This window comes from Methylophaga sulfidovorans (assembly GCF_900114205.1).
GTDB classification, from domain to species: Bacteria; Pseudomonadota; Gammaproteobacteria; order Nitrosococcales; family Methylophagaceae; genus Methylophaga; species Methylophaga sulfidovorans.
On record NZ_FOSH01000007.1, the window covers coordinates 46,593 to 62,336 of the forward strand.

General features: G+C 46.9%; 16 protein-coding genes. 9 read left to right on the top strand and 7 right to left on the bottom strand.

The genetic code is table 11. From position 1 onward, the window contains the following. Positions 1 to 6 precede the first annotated feature (6 nt). Positions 7 to 1,374, bottom strand: a complete 1,368-nt coding sequence (dnaA, locus tag BM232_RS07265) for a chromosomal replication initiator protein DnaA (RefSeq protein WP_091712952.1) — start codon at positions 1,372 to 1,374, stop codon at positions 7 to 9. A 270-nt stretch (positions 1,375 to 1,644) separates the two neighbouring features. Between dnaA and rpmH the strand changes: the two genes are divergently transcribed. Genes rpmH through mnmE form a run of 5 tightly spaced genes read left to right on the top strand, consistent with a single transcriptional unit; the run spans position 1,645 to position 5,378 of the window. Then, positions 1,645 to 1,779, top strand: a complete 135-nt coding sequence (gene rpmH, locus BM232_RS07270; protein ID WP_040576298.1) for a 50S ribosomal protein L34 — start codon at positions 1,645 to 1,647, stop codon at positions 1,777 to 1,779. 32 nt (positions 1,780 to 1,811) lie between these two features. Continuing rightward, complete coding sequence (rnpA, locus tag BM232_RS07275; protein WP_245752841.1) at positions 1,812 to 2,165, top strand: ribonuclease P protein component; 354 nt, start codon at positions 1,812 to 1,814, stop codon at positions 2,163 to 2,165. After that, complete coding sequence (yidD, locus tag BM232_RS07280; RefSeq protein ID WP_091712954.1) at positions 2,150 to 2,386, top strand: membrane protein insertion efficiency factor YidD; 237 nt, start codon at positions 2,150 to 2,152, stop codon at positions 2,384 to 2,386. Before rnpA ends, yidD begins: the two co-directional genes overlap by 16 nt. Beyond that, positions 2,379 to 4,025, top strand: a complete 1,647-nt coding sequence (gene yidC / locus BM232_RS07285; RefSeq protein WP_091712957.1) for a membrane protein insertase YidC — start codon at positions 2,379 to 2,381, stop codon at positions 4,023 to 4,025. The genes yidD and yidC overlap by 8 nt, the downstream gene beginning before the upstream one ends. A 9-nt stretch (positions 4,026 to 4,034) precedes the next feature. After that, the gene (gene mnmE, locus BM232_RS07290) at positions 4,035 to 5,378 is read left to right on the top strand and encodes a tRNA uridine-5-carboxymethylaminomethyl(34) synthesis GTPase MnmE (protein WP_091712959.1); all 1,344 of its coding nucleotides are present in this window, start codon (positions 4,035 to 4,037) and stop codon (positions 5,376 to 5,378) included. Between the two features lie 26 nt (positions 5,379 to 5,404). Here the strand turns inward: mnmE and BM232_RS14935 are convergent, their stop codons facing one another. The 4 genes from BM232_RS14935 to BM232_RS07300 are packed head-to-tail and all read right to left on the bottom strand — an operon-like array spanning position 5,405 to position 7,241. Next, the gene (locus tag BM232_RS14935; RefSeq protein WP_218153311.1) at positions 5,405 to 5,899 is read right to left on the bottom strand and encodes a sensor histidine kinase; all 495 of its coding nucleotides are present in this window, start codon (positions 5,897 to 5,899) and stop codon (positions 5,405 to 5,407) included. Between the two features lie 14 nt (positions 5,900 to 5,913). Beyond that, positions 5,914 to 6,471 (bottom strand): HAMP domain-containing protein, encoded by a 558-nt coding sequence (locus tag BM232_RS14940; RefSeq protein WP_218153312.1) that lies wholly within the window; start codon positions 6,469 to 6,471, stop codon positions 5,914 to 5,916. Beyond that, positions 6,468 to 6,671, bottom strand: coding sequence for a winged helix-turn-helix domain-containing protein (locus BM232_RS14945; protein WP_281248280.1), 204 nt, complete (start codon positions 6,669 to 6,671; stop codon positions 6,468 to 6,470). Before BM232_RS14945 ends, BM232_RS14940 begins: the two co-directional genes overlap by 4 nt. 6 nt (positions 6,672 to 6,677) lie before the next feature. Next, complete coding sequence (locus BM232_RS07300) at positions 6,678 to 7,241, bottom strand: response regulator transcription factor (protein WP_218153314.1); 564 nt, start codon at positions 7,239 to 7,241, stop codon at positions 6,678 to 6,680. 117 nt (positions 7,242 to 7,358) lie between these two features. Between BM232_RS07300 and BM232_RS07305 the strand changes: the two genes are divergently transcribed. Together BM232_RS07305 and BM232_RS07310 are read left to right on the top strand one after the other, a co-directional pair. After that, positions 7,359 to 8,513, top strand: coding sequence for an efflux RND transporter periplasmic adaptor subunit (locus tag BM232_RS07305; RefSeq protein ID WP_091712961.1), 1,155 nt, complete (start codon positions 7,359 to 7,361; stop codon positions 8,511 to 8,513). Positions 8,514 to 8,529: 16 nt separating this feature from the next. After that, positions 8,530 to 11,643, top strand: a complete 3,114-nt coding sequence (locus BM232_RS07310) for a multidrug efflux RND transporter permease subunit (RefSeq protein ID WP_091712963.1) — start codon at positions 8,530 to 8,532, stop codon at positions 11,641 to 11,643. A gap of 38 nt (positions 11,644 to 11,681) precedes the next feature. Here BM232_RS07310 and BM232_RS07315 read toward each other — a convergent pair whose 3' ends face one another. Next, complete coding sequence (locus BM232_RS07315) at positions 11,682 to 12,584, bottom strand: LysR family transcriptional regulator (protein ID WP_091712965.1); 903 nt, start codon at positions 12,582 to 12,584, stop codon at positions 11,682 to 11,684. Between the two features lie 98 nt (positions 12,585 to 12,682). On the opposite strand from BM232_RS07315, the gene BM232_RS07320 reads away from it, so the two are divergent. Both BM232_RS07320 and BM232_RS07325 read left to right on the top strand, forming a co-directional pair. Then, entirely contained in the window at positions 12,683 to 13,477 is a 795-nt protein-coding gene (locus BM232_RS07320) for an SDR family NAD(P)-dependent oxidoreductase (RefSeq protein WP_091712967.1), read from the top strand. Positions 13,478 to 13,491: 14 nt separating this feature from the next. After that, positions 13,492 to 14,919 (top strand): MFS transporter, encoded by a 1,428-nt coding sequence (locus BM232_RS07325; protein ID WP_091712970.1) that lies wholly within the window; start codon positions 13,492 to 13,494, stop codon positions 14,917 to 14,919. 4 nt (positions 14,920 to 14,923) lie between these two features. Here the strand turns inward: BM232_RS07325 and BM232_RS07330 are convergent, their stop codons facing one another. Beyond that, positions 14,924 to 15,706, bottom strand: coding sequence for an NAD(P)H-dependent oxidoreductase (locus tag BM232_RS07330; protein ID WP_091712973.1), 783 nt, complete (start codon positions 15,704 to 15,706; stop codon positions 14,924 to 14,926). Positions 15,707 to 15,744: the final 38 nt, after the last annotated feature.

Consider the following 15,744-nt stretch of genomic DNA (forward strand, 5'->3'; position numbering starts at 1 on the left):
CTCGGGTTAACTCGACAGTGTTCGTAAAAGATTACGGTAGTCTTCAGCCACGCGGGGATCCGACTCTTTTAATTCAGCAACTTTTCTGCAGGCATGCAGAACAGTTGTATGGTCACGGCCACCAAAAGATTCACCAATTTCTGGCAGGCTGTGACTGGTTAATTCTTTGGCAAGCGCCATGGCTATTTGTCTTGGTCGTGCAATGGAGCGTGTACGTTTTTTCGCCAGTAATTCAGACACACGCACTTTGAAATATTCGGCCACTGTTTTCTGGATGCTTTCCAATGTCACCAATTTCTGGTGCAGGGCCAATAGATCTTTCAATGCTTCTTGTGCCATATCAATCGACATAGGCTGATTGGTAAAGCGAGAAAAAGCCAGAACGCGCTGCAATGCGCCTTCCAGATCACGCACATTCGATTTTATACGTTTGGCAATAAAAAAGGCCACGTCTTCCGGCAGTGTAATCAGGTTTTGTTGCGCTTTTTTGATCAGAATCGCCACACGTGTTTCAAGCTCTGGCGGTTCAATAGCAACGGTTAAGCCCCAGCCCAGCCGCGATTGTAACCGTTCATCCAGATTATCGACTTCTTTAGGGAAACGGTCACAGGTCAGAATGATTTGGCGCTGACCTTCCAACAAACTATTAAAGGTGTAGAAGAACTCTTCCTGCGAGCGCTCTTTTTTAGCAAAAAACTGAATATCATCAATTAATAATGCGTCTGCACTGCGATAGTGATTTTTAAATTGATCGATAGCATTGTTGCGTAATGCGGTAATCATGTCCTGAACAAAACGCTCTGATGACAGGTAAATCACCCGTGCTTTTGGATTGTTTTGTTTAATTTTATTACCCACTGCCAGCATCAAATGGGTTTTGCCAAGCCCAGTGCCACCATATAAAAAGAGAGGGTTATAACCGCTTGTTCCCGGTGCTTCTGCGACATGCAGTGATGCAGCGCGGGCAATCTGATTGGATTTACCTTCGACATAGCTATCAAAAGTAAATAGTGGATTGATAGGGCTGCCAAGTGCGGGTTCCGACTTTACCGTTTCCAGCTTTTCTTCTTTATCTGTTTTCGGGGATGCGGAAACGCTGGCAACACGTTTTGGTCTTTGCGGTGCTTGATCAATCGTGCCTACCTCAATCGAAATATGTTCGATAAGACCTTGAGTTAATTGATGAACCAGCTGGTTTATCTGTGCTTCAAGCTGCTCCTGAACCCATGCTTTGACATATGGATTGGGCGCAAGTAGGCGTAAACTCTCTTCGGTTTCGATCGCTTGCAGCGGCCTAAGCCAAGTGTTCAGCTGCTGTGCCGACAAATCACCTTCGAGATGGGACAGACATTTTTCCCAAAGGGGTGATGACACATTAACTCCTTGATTTATACCGGTTTAAACAAAAAATGAGGTGCGTTGGGTAGCTAGGTTTTTAGATAGTATAGCTGGTAACGCAGGAGGTCTAAAGTTATCCTTAAGCCAGCTTTTTGGCAAGTAAAATAACCACAGAAAGAATAAAGTCACTCTGGTTTGACTTGTTATACCTTAAAACTTTATAATCCCGTGTCTTTTGCCTTGGCGGTTTTTGCTGTTGTTAGCACCGTAGGCAGCAAAACAATCATTATTTCTGGAGTTGGTGAAATGAAAAGAACTTTTCAGCCTAGCAATCTGAAGCGCAAACGTACACACGGTTTCCGCGCACGTATGAAAACAGTTGGTGGTCGTCGCGTAATTAACGCACGTCGCGCAAAAGGTCGCGCAAGACTGTCAGTATAATCTTCTCTGACATCCTTCAGGGAGGGCATGACTTGGCAACATTCGGCCGAGCCATGAAAATGAATCGCCCGGGAGATTTTTCTCGGGTGTTCCGTCAAGGAAAACGCACTGGTGGTGGGGGCCTGACGGTTTTAACGGTTGAGAACTCAGTGGGACATCCCCGACTGGGACTAGCGATAGCTAAAAAACACGTGAAATTAGCCAATCAACGCAACCGCTTAAAGCGGATTATTCGCGAATCCTTTCGACAGAATCAGTCCGCCTTATCAAACATCGATATTGTTGTATTGTCACGCCCCGGTGTGACAGAACGAGATAGCACTCAAATATGGGCAGCATTGGAGCAACATTGGTTAACAGTGGTGGCGCAATGGCAAAAATTCTAATCAGCCTCGTCCGAGGTTATAGACTCTTATTGAGCCCTTTCATCGGCATGCATTGCCGTTTTCAGCCAACCTGCTCACAATACATGATTGAAGCAATCGAACGTCACGGCTCTATTAAAGGAACCTGGCTTGGTTTGCGTCGAATATCCCGCTGTCACCCTTGGCATGAGGGTGGACTTGATCCTGTACCTGAACTAAAAACAAAGAATCGTAATGGATAATCTCAGAACCCTATTTATTTTTGGTCTGCTCATCGTGTCATTATTGTTATGGCAAGCGTGGCAAAAAGATTACGTACATCCTCAACAAACCGAACAAAATACAGCATCGACTCAGATCGATGATTCTTCGGTTGCAGCGAACGACGCAGCGTTACCAGATATGCCGTCGGTTTCTGCTGAGGCCCTACCTGATGTACCTGAATCTGCACAATCTTCAGCAGCGACTAAACAAAAAATCCATGTAAAAACGGATGTGATGGATGTTGAAATCAGCACACAGGGTGGTGATATTCAAAACCTGGCGTTATTGAAGTATGCCGTTAGCTCTGAAGAGCCTAATACGCCTGTACAGTTTTTGAGCGATAAGAGCGATACATATTTCGTTGCACAGTCTGGTTTACGTTCAAATATGGATGTGCCAACACACTATGCTGTTTATAAAGCTGACGAGCAAAACTTTCAATTAAGAGACGGTCAGGAAGAAATTAAAGTCCCACTTTATTGGCAAGCTGATAACGGTCTGACAGTGGTGAAAACCTATACATTCAAACGCAATAGCTATGTGGTGAATGTGGACTATAAGATTATCAATAATACTGCGGACGCTTTTTCTGCTTACCCATACGCACAATTTAATCGTAAAAAACAAAAAAGCAGTTCACGATTCATTTATACCTACAATGGTCCTGTCTTCTCGAATACAGGTAATGAATACGAGAAAGTGAAGTATGATGATTTAGATGAAAAACCATTCGATCAGAAAGCGAAGGATGGCTGGGCCGCGATGATTGAACATTATTTTGTGGCGGCGATCGTGCCTGAACAAAATGATCAAGAAGAAGGTTATTACGCTCGTTCGCTTAATGGTACGAATTACACCGCCGGTGTCAGAATGCCAGCTATTTCTGTTGATGCCGGTAGTGAAGGCCATGCTGATTATGAAATGTATCTGGGGCCGAAAAAAGCCGAACGTCTGGAAAAAGTAGCTAAGAACTTACAGCTGACAGTCGATTACGGCATCTTTACCATTATTTCTGAGCCGCTATTCTGGGTGATGCAGTGGTTACATAAACTGACTGGAAACTGGGGTTGGTCAATCGTTCTTCTGACTGTGCTGATTAAGTTGGCATTCTTCAAGTTGTCTGCAGCAAGTTACCGTTCAATGGCGGCTATGCGTAAGCTGACACCTAAGTTGGCAACGCTGAAAGAACGTTATGGTGATGATAAACAGAAGTTTAATCAGGCCATGATGGATCTTTATCGTACTGAGAAAATTAATCCATTAGGTGGTTGTTTGCCTATTCTGGTGCAGATGCCTGTATTCCTGTCTTTCTACTGGGTGCTGGTAGAAAGTATTGAATTACGCCAAGCCGACTTTATCCTGTGGATTAATGACTTAACAGCCATGGATCCGTATTTCATCTTGCCAGTGTTGTTTGGTATTTCAATGTGGTTCCAACAAACATTAAATCCTGCGCCACAAGATCCGGCACAAGCGATGATGATGAAGTTCTTCCCGCTGGTGTTCACTGTATTCTTTGCCTTCTTCCCATCTGGTTTGGTGTTGTACTGGGTAGTGAATAACGTGTTATCGATTGCACAGCAGTGGTATATCACACGTAAGATGAATGCACTTTAAGCGACTTTAATGGATACGATTGTTGCAGTAGCCACCGCGCCAGGGCGCGGTGGTGTCGGTGTCGTTAGAATTTCAGGCAAACAAAGCGCTGAAATTGTGACAGCGATATGCGGCAAGTTACCAAAACCACGCTACGCCAAATTTACTCACTTTCGTGATGCCGATAATGGCGTTATTGATGAAGGCATCGCCCTTTATTTTCCTGGTCCGGCTTCATTTACGGGTGAAGATGTTGTCGAATTACAGGGGCATGGCAGTCCACTTGTTATGGACAGGCTCTGCCAACGCGCTGTTGATCTGGGGGCCAGAATGGCCAGACCTGGTGAATTTTCAGAGCGGGCTTTCCTTAATAATAAAATGGACTTAGCCCAAGCTGAAGCGGTTGCCGATTTAATTGAAAGCTCCACTGAACAAGCAGCTAAAAGCGCCATGCGATCACTGCAAGGTGATTTTTCCAATCGTATTAATGATTTCCTGCAAGAACTCACTCACCTGCGAATGTTTGTCGAAGCGTCAATTGATTTCAGTGATGAAGAGATTGATTTTCTTGCTGAAGCGCAAGTCGACAAACAACTTCAGAGCTTATTAAAAACCCTTGACGGAATTGCTGGTTCAGCCAAACAAGGCCGCTTGTTACGTGAAGGTATCAGTGTGGTGTTGGCAGGTCAGCCGAACGCAGGTAAATCCAGCCTGCACAACCAATTAGCTGGTCATGATGCCGCCATCGTGACAGACGTTGCTGGTACTACACGTGATGTGCTACGCGAGCAAATTCATCTCGGTGGTTTGCCATTACGTATTTCTGATACCGCCGGTCTGCATGATGCGACAAATGATATTGTTGAGCTGGAAGGTATCCGCCGCACCCAAAATGAACTGGCTCAGGCCGATCATATTTTGTTACTGATTGACGATAGTAAAGGCCTTACCGAGCTGGATAGAAAAATCCTGGCTGAGTTACCTGAGAATAAACCCCTCACTATTGTCCGGAATAAGATTGATAAAAGTGGTCATCAGACTGAATTGACAGAAGAAGAGGGTTATCCCACTTTGTATCTTTCAGCAAAATCAGGTGATGGGCTCGAGTTATTACAACAACACCTTTATCAAGCCGTCGGTTTTCATCCGGAAGAAGAAGGGGTGTTTATTGCCCGTCGACGTCACCTGGATGCTCTGGCACGAGCCAGACAGTCGATAGTCAATGGTTATGACTGCCTTTCAGGAATGGGTGCAGGTGAGTTATTGGCTGAAGAGCTACGTCTTGCTCAACAGGCATTAGGCGAAATTACTGGTACCTTTACTACTGAAGATTTGCTCGATCATATTTTCTCCAGTTTTTGTATCGGCAAGTAAATAGAAAAATCTTTAAGCAGAACTTTTCATTTTGCCTCTAGCTGAATAGGCCATGACAGAGTGAAAATCGTGCCTCCGCTTTTAGTGGATTGGCAAATTGCATGACCTCCATGTGCCTCAACTATTGCTTTAACCACGGCAAGCCCAAGCCCACTACCACCACTTTTTCGTGAGCGAGACGGTTCAACTCGGTGAAATGCCTCAAACACATTAGCTGCGGCCTCCGCTGGAATACCTGGCCCTTGATCTTCCACGCTCAAATAGCAGCTGTCAGCTGAACTGTTAAGACGTACTGTTAAAGTGCCAGGATCGGCATGTTGATATGCATTTTCCAGCAGCGCCTGACGTATTCTTGTTACATCACAGCAAACTTCCAGTGTTGGATCCAGTTCCTGCTTTAGCGTAAATCCTCTAGCGTTCAGCGTGGAAGCGAAGCTCTCTATTACGGCATTGAGTTCCTCAGCCAGGCTGACTTTCACCAGTTGTAATTCCAGGTGACCACTATCATTGAGACTTAACACTCGTAAGTCTTCTATCAGGTAATTGAGTCCTTCGACCTGTCGAAGTAATCCTTCAAAAATATCGTTATTAGGGGGGAAAACACCTTCTGCCAGACCCTGTAAACGACCACGAAGAATATGGTGACCGGTGTACGAAGTTCGTGGGCAATGGCAGCATTCCAGAACTCCCGTTCGCGGGTCATATACTGCAAACGCTCAGCCATAGCATTGAAGTCATGCACTAGCTGTGCTGTCTCTCCCATCGCATGTTGATCCATTCTGGCCCGGGCGTTGAGCTTGCCCTGAGCAACTTCGCGTAAGCTGTAGGCCACGGAATTTAAAGGTGTGAGTATTCGGCGTGACAGGCGGATTGCGACAAAAAGAGCGATTGCCAATGCCGCGATGATAGTGCAAACGATCCAGATCATCTCTAGCTGCGAGGGCATCCAGCTTTCGGATATGCTGCCAGGCATATAGGCCATTGCAATGGCATAAAACACGTAGGAGCCGAACACCGACAGAAAAATGATGCCCATCGTCATCGCTGCCAGCGACTTGATGATTTGTCGGCGTAAGCCCGATGCTGATTTCATGCCTCACCGCCAAAGCGATAACCTACGCCCCAGACACTGGCGGGCACACCTTGAATATCAAGGGCCTCAAGCTTTTTACGTAGCTTGCTGATATGACTATCTACGGTACGTTCCTGAGAATCGCCCTCGGGCAGGCAGTTGACCAACAGTTCCTCACGACTGAATGCACGTTTCGGAGAACGCATCAGACAGGCGAGCAATTTGAACTAGGTCAGAGTCAGATCCAGTGTTTGTTGTTGACCGTTACAGTCGATGCTGGCCTCATGATTATCTAAGTCAATCTGGAACTTGCCGACACGCAGTATCTTTGTCGGTGATGGGGTATTGGTTTGTGCGCGCCGCAATACCGCCTGTACACGAGCCACTACCTCGGCTGGATTGAATGGTTTCACTACGTAGTCGTCTGCACCCAGGCGTAATCCCATTAATTTATCAATATCCTGATCAAGTGCCGTGAGCATGATGACGGGGGTATCACTGTGAGAGCGAATTTCATTGAGTACATTCCAACCGTCCATATGTGGCATCTGTACATCTAACAGTAATAGATCAGGTTTGTAAGTTTGATGCATGGTCAATGCTTGTTGGCCATCAGTGGCGTGTTGAGTACGTAGGCCACTACGTTGTAGATAAGCAATAAGAATGTCGGCAATCTCTGTTTCATCTTCTGCAATCAATACGAGAGCTGAATTTGTTGGGTTTCCAGAGGGATTGAGATTAGACATGGATTGATTCAACGCTAAATTGTTGAACTGTATCACTCCCTCCATACTTTCTCCACAAAGCCTCGAATAATTCGCAATAGCGACTCGTCATAATTCAGCCATGTTTTTCTAGCGTTTAATTGAGCGGCGTCATCGAGAGATACGCTTAGCGAGGAGTAGTTTATGTTCATCAAACCATGGCACCTCAGTATTGTTTTGGCAGGGCTTGCCGTGTTGCTATTGCCAGGGTGTGATTCAACACAGCAGCTTGAAGAAACGTCTACTTCGGTACAGGTATCAGTGATGACGCCTGAAGCCAAACCGTTATTGGTGACTGAAGATTTGCCAGGTCGTGTAGCGGCAATTCGTCGTGCTGAGATCCGCGCTCAGGTTGGCGGTATCTTGCAACAGCGGTTATTCGATGAGGGAGCCGAAATTAAAGCCGGTACAGTGCTGTTTCAGATTAATCCAGCGCCTTTTAAAGCCGATGTCGATATTGCAGCGGCAGCTTTGCAGCACGCTGAAGCCGTATTGGACCGAGCTCGTTTGGAGGTAGACCGTCTGGTCTCTCTAACAAAGGCGGGCGGGGTCAGCCGCCAAACCTATGATGACGCTATTTCATTGCGAAACCAAGCTATGGCGAATGTCGCTCAAGCTAAAGCTACGCTGGCACGACGTAAATTGGATTTGCAATTCGCCAGTGTTGAGGCGCCGATTGACGGACGTATTGATCAAACGTTGGTCAGCGAGGGGGCATTAGTTTCACCAACCGATGCCACACCTATGGCCAGAATCCAACAAATAAACCAGGTTTACGTGGATGTTCGTCTGCCAGCATCAGAGTTGGAAGCAATGCGTCAACGGGCTGGCTCGGCAGAATCGGAGCTGGCAGTAGAGATTTTAAGTAGTGATGGTAAACCTCTCGGTATACAGGGACATATTTTGTTTTCTGGTACTGAGGTGGATGTGGGTACTGGCGATGTGTTGTTACGTGTGTTGGTGGATAATCCTGAGCATCGTTTGTTGCCCGGCCTTTATGTCCAGGCTCGCATCCCCAAAGCTTTTTATACGGATGCTGTCAGTGTGCCGCAGCAGGCAGTCACACGCACGGCGGGTCAAACGGGGGTATGGATCGTGGATGCAGATGATCAGGCCCAGCTGGTGCCTGTCGAGCTCGGTGAATTGGTGGCGCGCGACTATCGAATAGCATCCGGTTTAAGTGCAGGTCAATCGGTAGTTATCGAGGGCATTGAGCGTTTGAGCTCGGCTACTCAGGTCGTTGTTCGGCCCTGGCAACCCGCTGCTGTGAGTCAGCAGCTTAGTGCCAACGTACGCTGAATTCGGAGAAGTCACCATGCCTCAGTTTTTCATCAAGCGCCCAGTCTTTGCATGGGTAATTGCCTTATTTATTGTGTTGATTGGTGTTATTGCCATCCCACAGTTGCCTATTTCTCGTTATCCTTCAGTAGCACCAGTCTCGGTCAGCATTTATGCAAGCTATCCGGGAGCCACACCTCAGACACTCAATGACTCGGTAGTGAGTTTGATCGAGCGTGAACTATCAGGCGTGAAAAATTTGCTGTACTTCGAGTCATCAGTCGATACCTCTGGTACTGCGCAAATAACCGCTACTTTTAAACCGGGTACTAACGCGGAACTAGCGCAGGTCGATGTGCAGAACCGTATTAAAGCTGTGGAACCGAGATTACCTCGAACTGTACGCCAGAGCAGCCTGCAGGTGGAATCGGCTTCCTCCAGTTTTTTGATGATAGTCGGTATGACCTCACCTAATGGCCAGTTCGATGAGGTCGAGCTTAACGACTATCTGGCACGGAATATTGTCGAGGAATTACGACGAATTTCAGGGGTGGGGCGTGTGCAGTTATTCGGCGCCGAACAGGCGATGCGCGTCTGGGTCGACCCAAATAAACTTAATGCTTATGGTTTGACCATGAACGAACTGGCTCAGGCCATTGAGCAACAGAATGTTCAAATTGCTCCTGGACGAATTGGTGATGAGCCAGCACTGCCGGGACAACGCCTGACCGTGCCATTGACGGTAGAAGGACAACTGACAACACCGGAAGAGTTTGCTGCTATTGTGCTGCGTGCCAGTGATGACGGGGCGAAGCTGGTACTGGGTGACGTGGCACGAGTCGAGCTAGGTGCCCAATCGTACGGCTTTTCTAATCGTGAGAATGGTGTGGCGGCAACGAGTGCCGCCATCCAGTTATCACCAGGCGCAAATGCTGTACAGACGGCTTCTGCAGTACGTGAACGTCTGGCCGAGCTTGCGCCGAGTATGCCTGTGGGTATGGCCTACTCAGTGCCGTTTGATACGGCGCCCTTTGTCAAAGTCTCTATTGAAAAGGTGATCTACACCTTATTTGAGGCGATGGTGCTGGTGTTCCTGGTGATGCTTTTGTTCCTGCAAAACCTGCGTTACACATTGATTCCAGCTATCGTTGCGCCTATCGCTTTGCTTGGCACCTTTGCGGTGATGCTGCTTGCCGGATTTTCGATCAACTCACTTACCATGTTCGGCATGGTGCTGGCCATTGGTATTATTGTCGATGACGCTATCGTTGTGGTTGAAAATGTCGAGCGACTGATGGTGACCAAAGGACTGTCGCCAAGGGAAGCAACCTCAATAGCGATGAAGGAGATCACGGGGGCAGTCATAGGTATCACCCTGGTGCTGACGGCCGTGTTTATTCCTATGGCTTTTGGCAGCGGTTCGGTAGGGATTATCTACCAGCAATTCACCTTGTCGATGGCGGTGTCTATTCTGTTCTCAGCTTTTCTTGCCCTGACCCTGACGCCTGCTCTTTGCGCTACATTATTACGTCCGATCAGTGCTGAACATCATCACAAGCGCGGTTTTTTTGGTGCTTTTAATCGACGTTTTGAGCGTCTAACGAATAGTTATGGCACACGGGTGGCAAGAATGATTGCTCACAGTGGACGAATGATGGTGTTATTTGCCGTACTTTGTGTGGTGCTTATCATCGCTGCCAAGCAGTTACCATCATCCTTCCTGCCAGAGGAAGATCAGGGGTATTTCATGACTTCTATTCAGTTGCCTACTGGTGCCACTAGTGAACGCACGCTGGAAGTGGTCAAGGCCTATGAGGCACACGTCGCTTCACGACCGGGTCTGGATGCCAATATGGTGGTGCTAGGTTTTAGTTTTGCTGGTTCTGGCCCGAACGCGGCCATGGCTTTCACCATGCTTAAAGATTGGGATCAGCGTGATGGCGCGACTGCAGCCGAGGAAGCTGCTCTGGCACAGCAAGCTATGGCTGATAATATCGAGGGCACGGTAATGAGCTTGATGCCGCCAGCTATTGACGAGTTGGGTACTTCTTCTGGTTTTAGCCTATTTCTACAAGACAGGTCTCATCAGGGTGAAGCGGCATTGTTAGATGCGCAGGCAAAACTGCTGGCATTAGCGGCAAAGAGTGAGGTGGTCAGCAATGTCTATCCCGATGGCCTGCCACCCGGTGAAAGCATTCACCTGGAAATCAATCGTCAAAAAGCTGAGGCAATGGGGCTGTCCTTCACTGCAGTGAGCAGTACTTTATCGGCGGCGATGGGGTCACTGTATGTGAATGACTTCCCCAATGCGGGGCGAATGCAGCAAGTTATCATACAGGCTGACGCCCATGCTCGTATGCAACTGGATGATGTGCTCAGCCTGCGTGTACGTAATACTAATGGTGGCATGGTGCCACTACGGGAAGTTGTGACTCCTGTATGGGGTGAGTCACCGCAACAAATGATACGTTTTCAAGGTTTTCCTGCTGTACGTATTTCAGGGGAAGCATCGTCCGGCTTTTCCAGTGGCGCTGCGATGGCAGAGATGGAACGTTTAGTTACGCAGTTGCCAAAAGGCTTTGCGATAGCCTGGACAGGATTATCTCTGCAGGAACGGCAATCCGCATCGCAGGCACCGATGCTGATGTTGTTATCAGGTCTGGTTGTTTTTCTGGTATTGGCGGCATTGTATGAGAGCTGGTCAATTCCGCTATCGGTGATGCTGGTTGTACCGTTGGGTTTGTTAGGGGCTGTGGCGGCCGTGATGCTGCGCGATATGCCTAATGACGTGTTTTTCAAGGTCGGCATGATAACTATCATAGGCCTGTCTGCAAAGAACGCTATCCTTATTGTCGAGTTTGCTCGTCAGTTACATGCTGAGGGACGCACATTAATAGATGCTGCTGTGAATGCGGCATGTCTGCGTCTGCGACCAATTCTGATGACTTCGCTGGCCTTTACGCTTGGTGTCGTTCCATTGATGCTTGCAAGTGGTGCTAGTGCGGAAACCCAGCACGCCATTGGCACTGGTGTGTTTGGTGGCATGATCAGCGGCACTTTATTGGCCGTGTTTTTTGTGCCGGCCTTTTATGTATTTGTTATCGGGATACAAGAACGATTAAACGCCTGGCGTCGTGGCTCTGTGGGCTAAGGATAATTATTGTTATTTTTGTGCTGGCAAGAAAAGAGTCAGGTTTTTTCTTTACGCATTTGCATTGGCTGCAAGCTACTGATTAAGAAATCGATAAATAGTCGGATTCTTGCTGGTTGATGCTGATTTTTTAAGGTAATGATATTGATGGGGGCGCTGATAATCGCTTGTTCTGGTAATACTTGAATCAAGTTGCCAGCGGTTAAGTCTTCCGCCACATCCCAGTAGGATTTCAGTACGATGCCCATACCTTGAAGTGCCATAACATGTGCGGCTTCACCATCATTACAACTTATTGCTTGCTGAATGTGTATGGTTTGGCTGGGAAATGCCCAGTTAATTTCGGTATGACGACTGATAATAATACATTGATGTTGATGTAGCTCGCCCAAGGTCTGAGGTCTGCCATATCGGGCAAGATAGTCCGGTGAAGCGCACAAAATACGGTCATTATTGAGTAGGCGATGGGCAATCAGTCTTGAATCTGGCAGTTCGCCATAACGGATGGCGACATCAATGCCTTCTGCAATCATATCCTCAATGCTGTCACTCAGCAGCAGTTGAATGTTGATGTTGGGATGGAGGCGTTTAAACTTTGCGATGAGTTTGACTAGGTGGCGTCGACCAAAACTGTTGGGGGAGGTAATAGTTAATGTGCCAGAAACCTGCTCTGACTTTTGTAAAATGGCCTCTTCAGCCTGCTCTAATTCAGCCACAATATGCTGTGCATATTCATAGAGTGTTTGCCCCTCATCACTGACAGATAAGCGTCGTGTACTGCGGTGAATCAGTTGTACATCCAGGTACTGCTCAAGTTTACTCAGTCGCTTACTGGCGGCAGCGAGAGAGATACCCAAGGCTTGAGCCGCCGCTGTCAGGCTACCGAGTGTTACCACTCGTTCAAAGATTCTTAATCCGAGCAAATCATCAATACGTTTCATTGTTAACAAATTGGAAATAGTGAATTTACATTATCTCTATTTAATCAATATTGTCTGTCACCTACAATAGATACAGATAATTAATTAAGGAGAGCACGATGAACATCGATTTCACAGATAAAAAAGCATTAGTGACAGCCTCAACGGCAGGCATAGGCTTTGCCATTGCCTCTGGTTTAGCTGTGTCTGGTGCAGAGGTGGTGATCAATGGTCGCAGTCAGGAAACTGTTGAGAAAGCGATAGCCCGTATTAAAGAACAACTGCCCGAGGCAAAACTCATTCCTGCTGTGGCTGACTTATCAACTGCTGAGGGTTGCCAAAAATTAGTCAGCGCAGTACCTGAAGTGGATATTCTGGTTAACAATGCCGGCATCTTCGGCCCAGCGGATTTTTTTGAGACCGATGATGAAACTTGGGATATGTATTGGGCAACTAATGTGATGTCGGGTATGAGGTTATCTCGTGCCTATCTGCCAGCTATGCAGGATAAAAAATGGGGACGTGTGGTGTTTATCTCGTCAGAGTCTGCACGCAATATTCCTGATGACATGATTCACTATGGCGTGTCGAAGACGGCACAGTTATCGCTGTCACGAGGGCTTGCAAAACGGGTGGCTGGCAGTGGTGTGACAGTGAATAGTGTGCTGCCAGGACCGACGCTTTCGGATGGTTTTAAAGCCATGATAGCGGATGAAGTAGAAAAAACAGGTCAATCCTATGAAGAAGTAGGAAAAACTTTTGTGATGGAAGCCAGACCAAGTTCTGTAATACAACGACCTGCTTCAGTGGAAGAAGTCGCCAATATGGTGGTGTATGTCTGCTCAGAACAAGCATCCGCTACCAGTGGTGCTGCACTGAGAGTCGATGGCGGCGTAGTGGATGATATTGTTTAATTAACAGGCACAGAATGCATATAGGACCCATTGAGATAAACAGACGAATTGCGATTGCCTTATTAGTGGCGGCGGCGTTTTTTATGGAAACGTTAGATGCTACGGTAATTGCTACTGCTTTGCCTGCGATCGCCAAGGATTTTGATATTGCTGCTGCGCATTTATCTGTGGGGGTATCGGCTTATCTGGTGGCATTAACTGTGTTTATGCCATTAAGTGGTTGGGCAGCGGATCGTTTTGGTGCCCGCCGCATTTTTTCCTTTGCCGTGCTGACATTTATCGGATCGTCGGTGTTATGTGCTTTAAGTACAGACTTAATAAACTTTACCGCGGCCAGAGTCCTGCAAGGTTTTGGTGGGGCGATGATGGTGCCGGTCGGACGCTTGGTGGTGCTGCGGGATACGCCTAAAAACGAGATAGTCAAAGCGGTTGCCATTTTGACCTGGCCGGCATTATTTGGCCCGGTATTGGGGCCTTTTTTGGGAGGATGGATTGCCACACACTGGAGCTGGCAATGGATTTTTCTGATTAATGTGCCGATTGGATTACTAATTTTAGTGATCACACACTGCTTAATTAAGCCGCGATCAAACCCTGTTATGCAGAGAGAGCCTTTTGATGTTCTAGGGTTTTTAATGACCGGAGCCGGTTTCGGTATTTTTATGGCGGGTGTGGAATGTCTGAGTGCAGGCAGAATTGGTATGGCTTATAGCCTGAGTTTCATTGCTGTTGGAATCATGCTGTTGGCTTTATCTGTTAAGCATTTGCTGGGTAGCCAATATCCTTTATTCAGTTTGAAACCCTTAGCGATTAAAACCTTCAGAATCACGGCTGTGGGAGGCTCATTTTTCCGTATTGCTGTGGCGTCTGTACCGTTCTTATTACCTCTGATGTTTCAATTGGGTTTTGGCATGTCAGCGGTGGATGCCGGTGTGCTGTTGTTGTGGTTATTTGTCGGTAATCTTTGTATGAAACCTGCTACCACCTGGATTATGAATACCTTTGGTTTTCGCCGGGTGTTGATTACCAATGGAATAATGGTCTCGGCAGGGTTTGCCGCCATGGCAATGTTCACTGTCAACACACCTTATTGGGTAATGGTGCTGGTGTTATTTATCAGTGGCCTGAACCGTTCAATGCATTTTACAGCCCTTAATACCATTGGTTTTGCTGATGTTGGTGAGCAGAAAATGCGTGATGCCAGTACCTTATTCTCTGTTTTACAACAAATGAGCCGCGGTATCGGTATTGCTTTTGCCGCTCTGGTATTGGCATTCGCCATGTGGTTTTTACATGGAACGACAATGGTCGATACAGGTGTTGAAGATTTTCATTTAGCCTTTTGGATTATTGCCACATTAGCCTTGTTTTCCATTGCAGATACACTCACTTTAGCTAAAGATGCGGGTTCAACCATTTTGAAGTCAAAACCCGCAGCATAGTTATTTATTCATCTTCGAGGTGAGCAGAAAAGCCTGTTTTACCTGGTGCAATCTCGGCTTTCAAGGTTAGAGCTGGGATATCGTATTGCCCGGCATTTTGTTTACGAAAAGCAATGGGAGGCTGTGATGCAAGTTGATCCAGCCTTGTCGCTAACTCTGCCTGAATTTGACTAAACCTTTCTTCATCGATGCTGTTGGTTTTGTGAATGAGGTAGGGTGGTAACACATCGAATCCTGGATAAAACAATATACCGTGCTGAATCGGAAAGAGGATATCGTCAATGGGTCCATTTACACCTCGGGCACTGAAGTGCGACTCCCAGCCACCCATTGTGACTACCAACATGGCGCGTTTGCCTGCTAATGTGCCTTCCCCATAGCGATTGCCCCAATGGTTTTCAGAGTGTTCACCCACAGCATAAGCAAAACCGGCAGCATACACACGGTCTACCCAGCCTTTTAATATGGCAGGCATAGAAAACCACCAAAGCGGAAACTGAAAAATGACGATATCTGCCCAAATAATTTTTTCTTGTTCAGCAACGATATCTTCAGACTGAGTATGGTTTTTGAAGGCTTCTAGGGAATCATGAGTGGGCTGAAATACCTTGTTCTGATAAGCAGCCACATTATCGTTTGAATCTATGCTGGCCTTCCAGTTCATGGCGTATAAGTCAGAAACCTTGACCTGATGTCCGGATGTTTCTAAATATTCAACAATAAATTTATTGATTGAGCCATTTAATGATTTGGGTTCTGGGTGGGCAAAAACAATTAATACATTCATTTTATTTATCCTTTAGTTGATGAGTACAGAATAGTCAT

Excerpts from the sequence above, each read along its gene's own strand:
- BM232_RS07325 (WP_091712970.1), top strand. The coding sequence starts at position 13,492 with ATGCATATAGGACCCATTGAGATAAACAGACGAATTGCGATTGCCTTA.
- BM232_RS07315 (WP_091712965.1), bottom strand. The coding sequence starts at position 12,584 with ATGAAACGTATTGATGATTTGCTCGGATTAAGAATCTTTGAACGAGTG.
- BM232_RS07300 (WP_218153314.1), bottom strand. The coding sequence starts at position 7,241 with ATGGAGGGAGTGATACAGTTCAACAATTTAGCGTTGAATCAATCCATG.
- BM232_RS07310 (WP_091712963.1), top strand. The coding sequence starts at position 8,530 with ATGCCTCAGTTTTTCATCAAGCGCCCAGTCTTTGCATGGGTAATTGCC.
- yidD (WP_091712954.1), top strand. The coding sequence starts at position 2,150 with ATGGCAAAAATTCTAATCAGCCTCGTCCGAGGTTATAGACTCTTATTG.
- mnmE (WP_091712959.1), top strand. The coding sequence starts at position 4,035 with ATGGATACGATTGTTGCAGTAGCCACCGCGCCAGGGCGCGGTGGTGTC.
- yidC (WP_091712957.1), top strand. The coding sequence starts at position 2,379 with ATGGATAATCTCAGAACCCTATTTATTTTTGGTCTGCTCATCGTGTCA.
- rpmH (WP_040576298.1), top strand. The coding sequence starts at position 1,645 with ATGAAAAGAACTTTTCAGCCTAGCAATCTGAAGCGCAAACGTACACAC.
- BM232_RS07320 (WP_091712967.1), top strand. The coding sequence starts at position 12,683 with ATGAACATCGATTTCACAGATAAAAAAGCATTAGTGACAGCCTCAACG.
- BM232_RS07330 (WP_091712973.1), bottom strand. The coding sequence starts at position 15,706 with ATGAATGTATTAATTGTTTTTGCCCACCCAGAACCCAAATCATTAAAT.
- BM232_RS14940 (WP_218153312.1), bottom strand. The coding sequence starts at position 6,471 with ATGAAATCAGCATCGGGCTTACGCCGACAAATCATCAAGTCGCTGGCA.
- BM232_RS07305 (WP_091712961.1), top strand. The coding sequence starts at position 7,359 with ATGTTCATCAAACCATGGCACCTCAGTATTGTTTTGGCAGGGCTTGCC.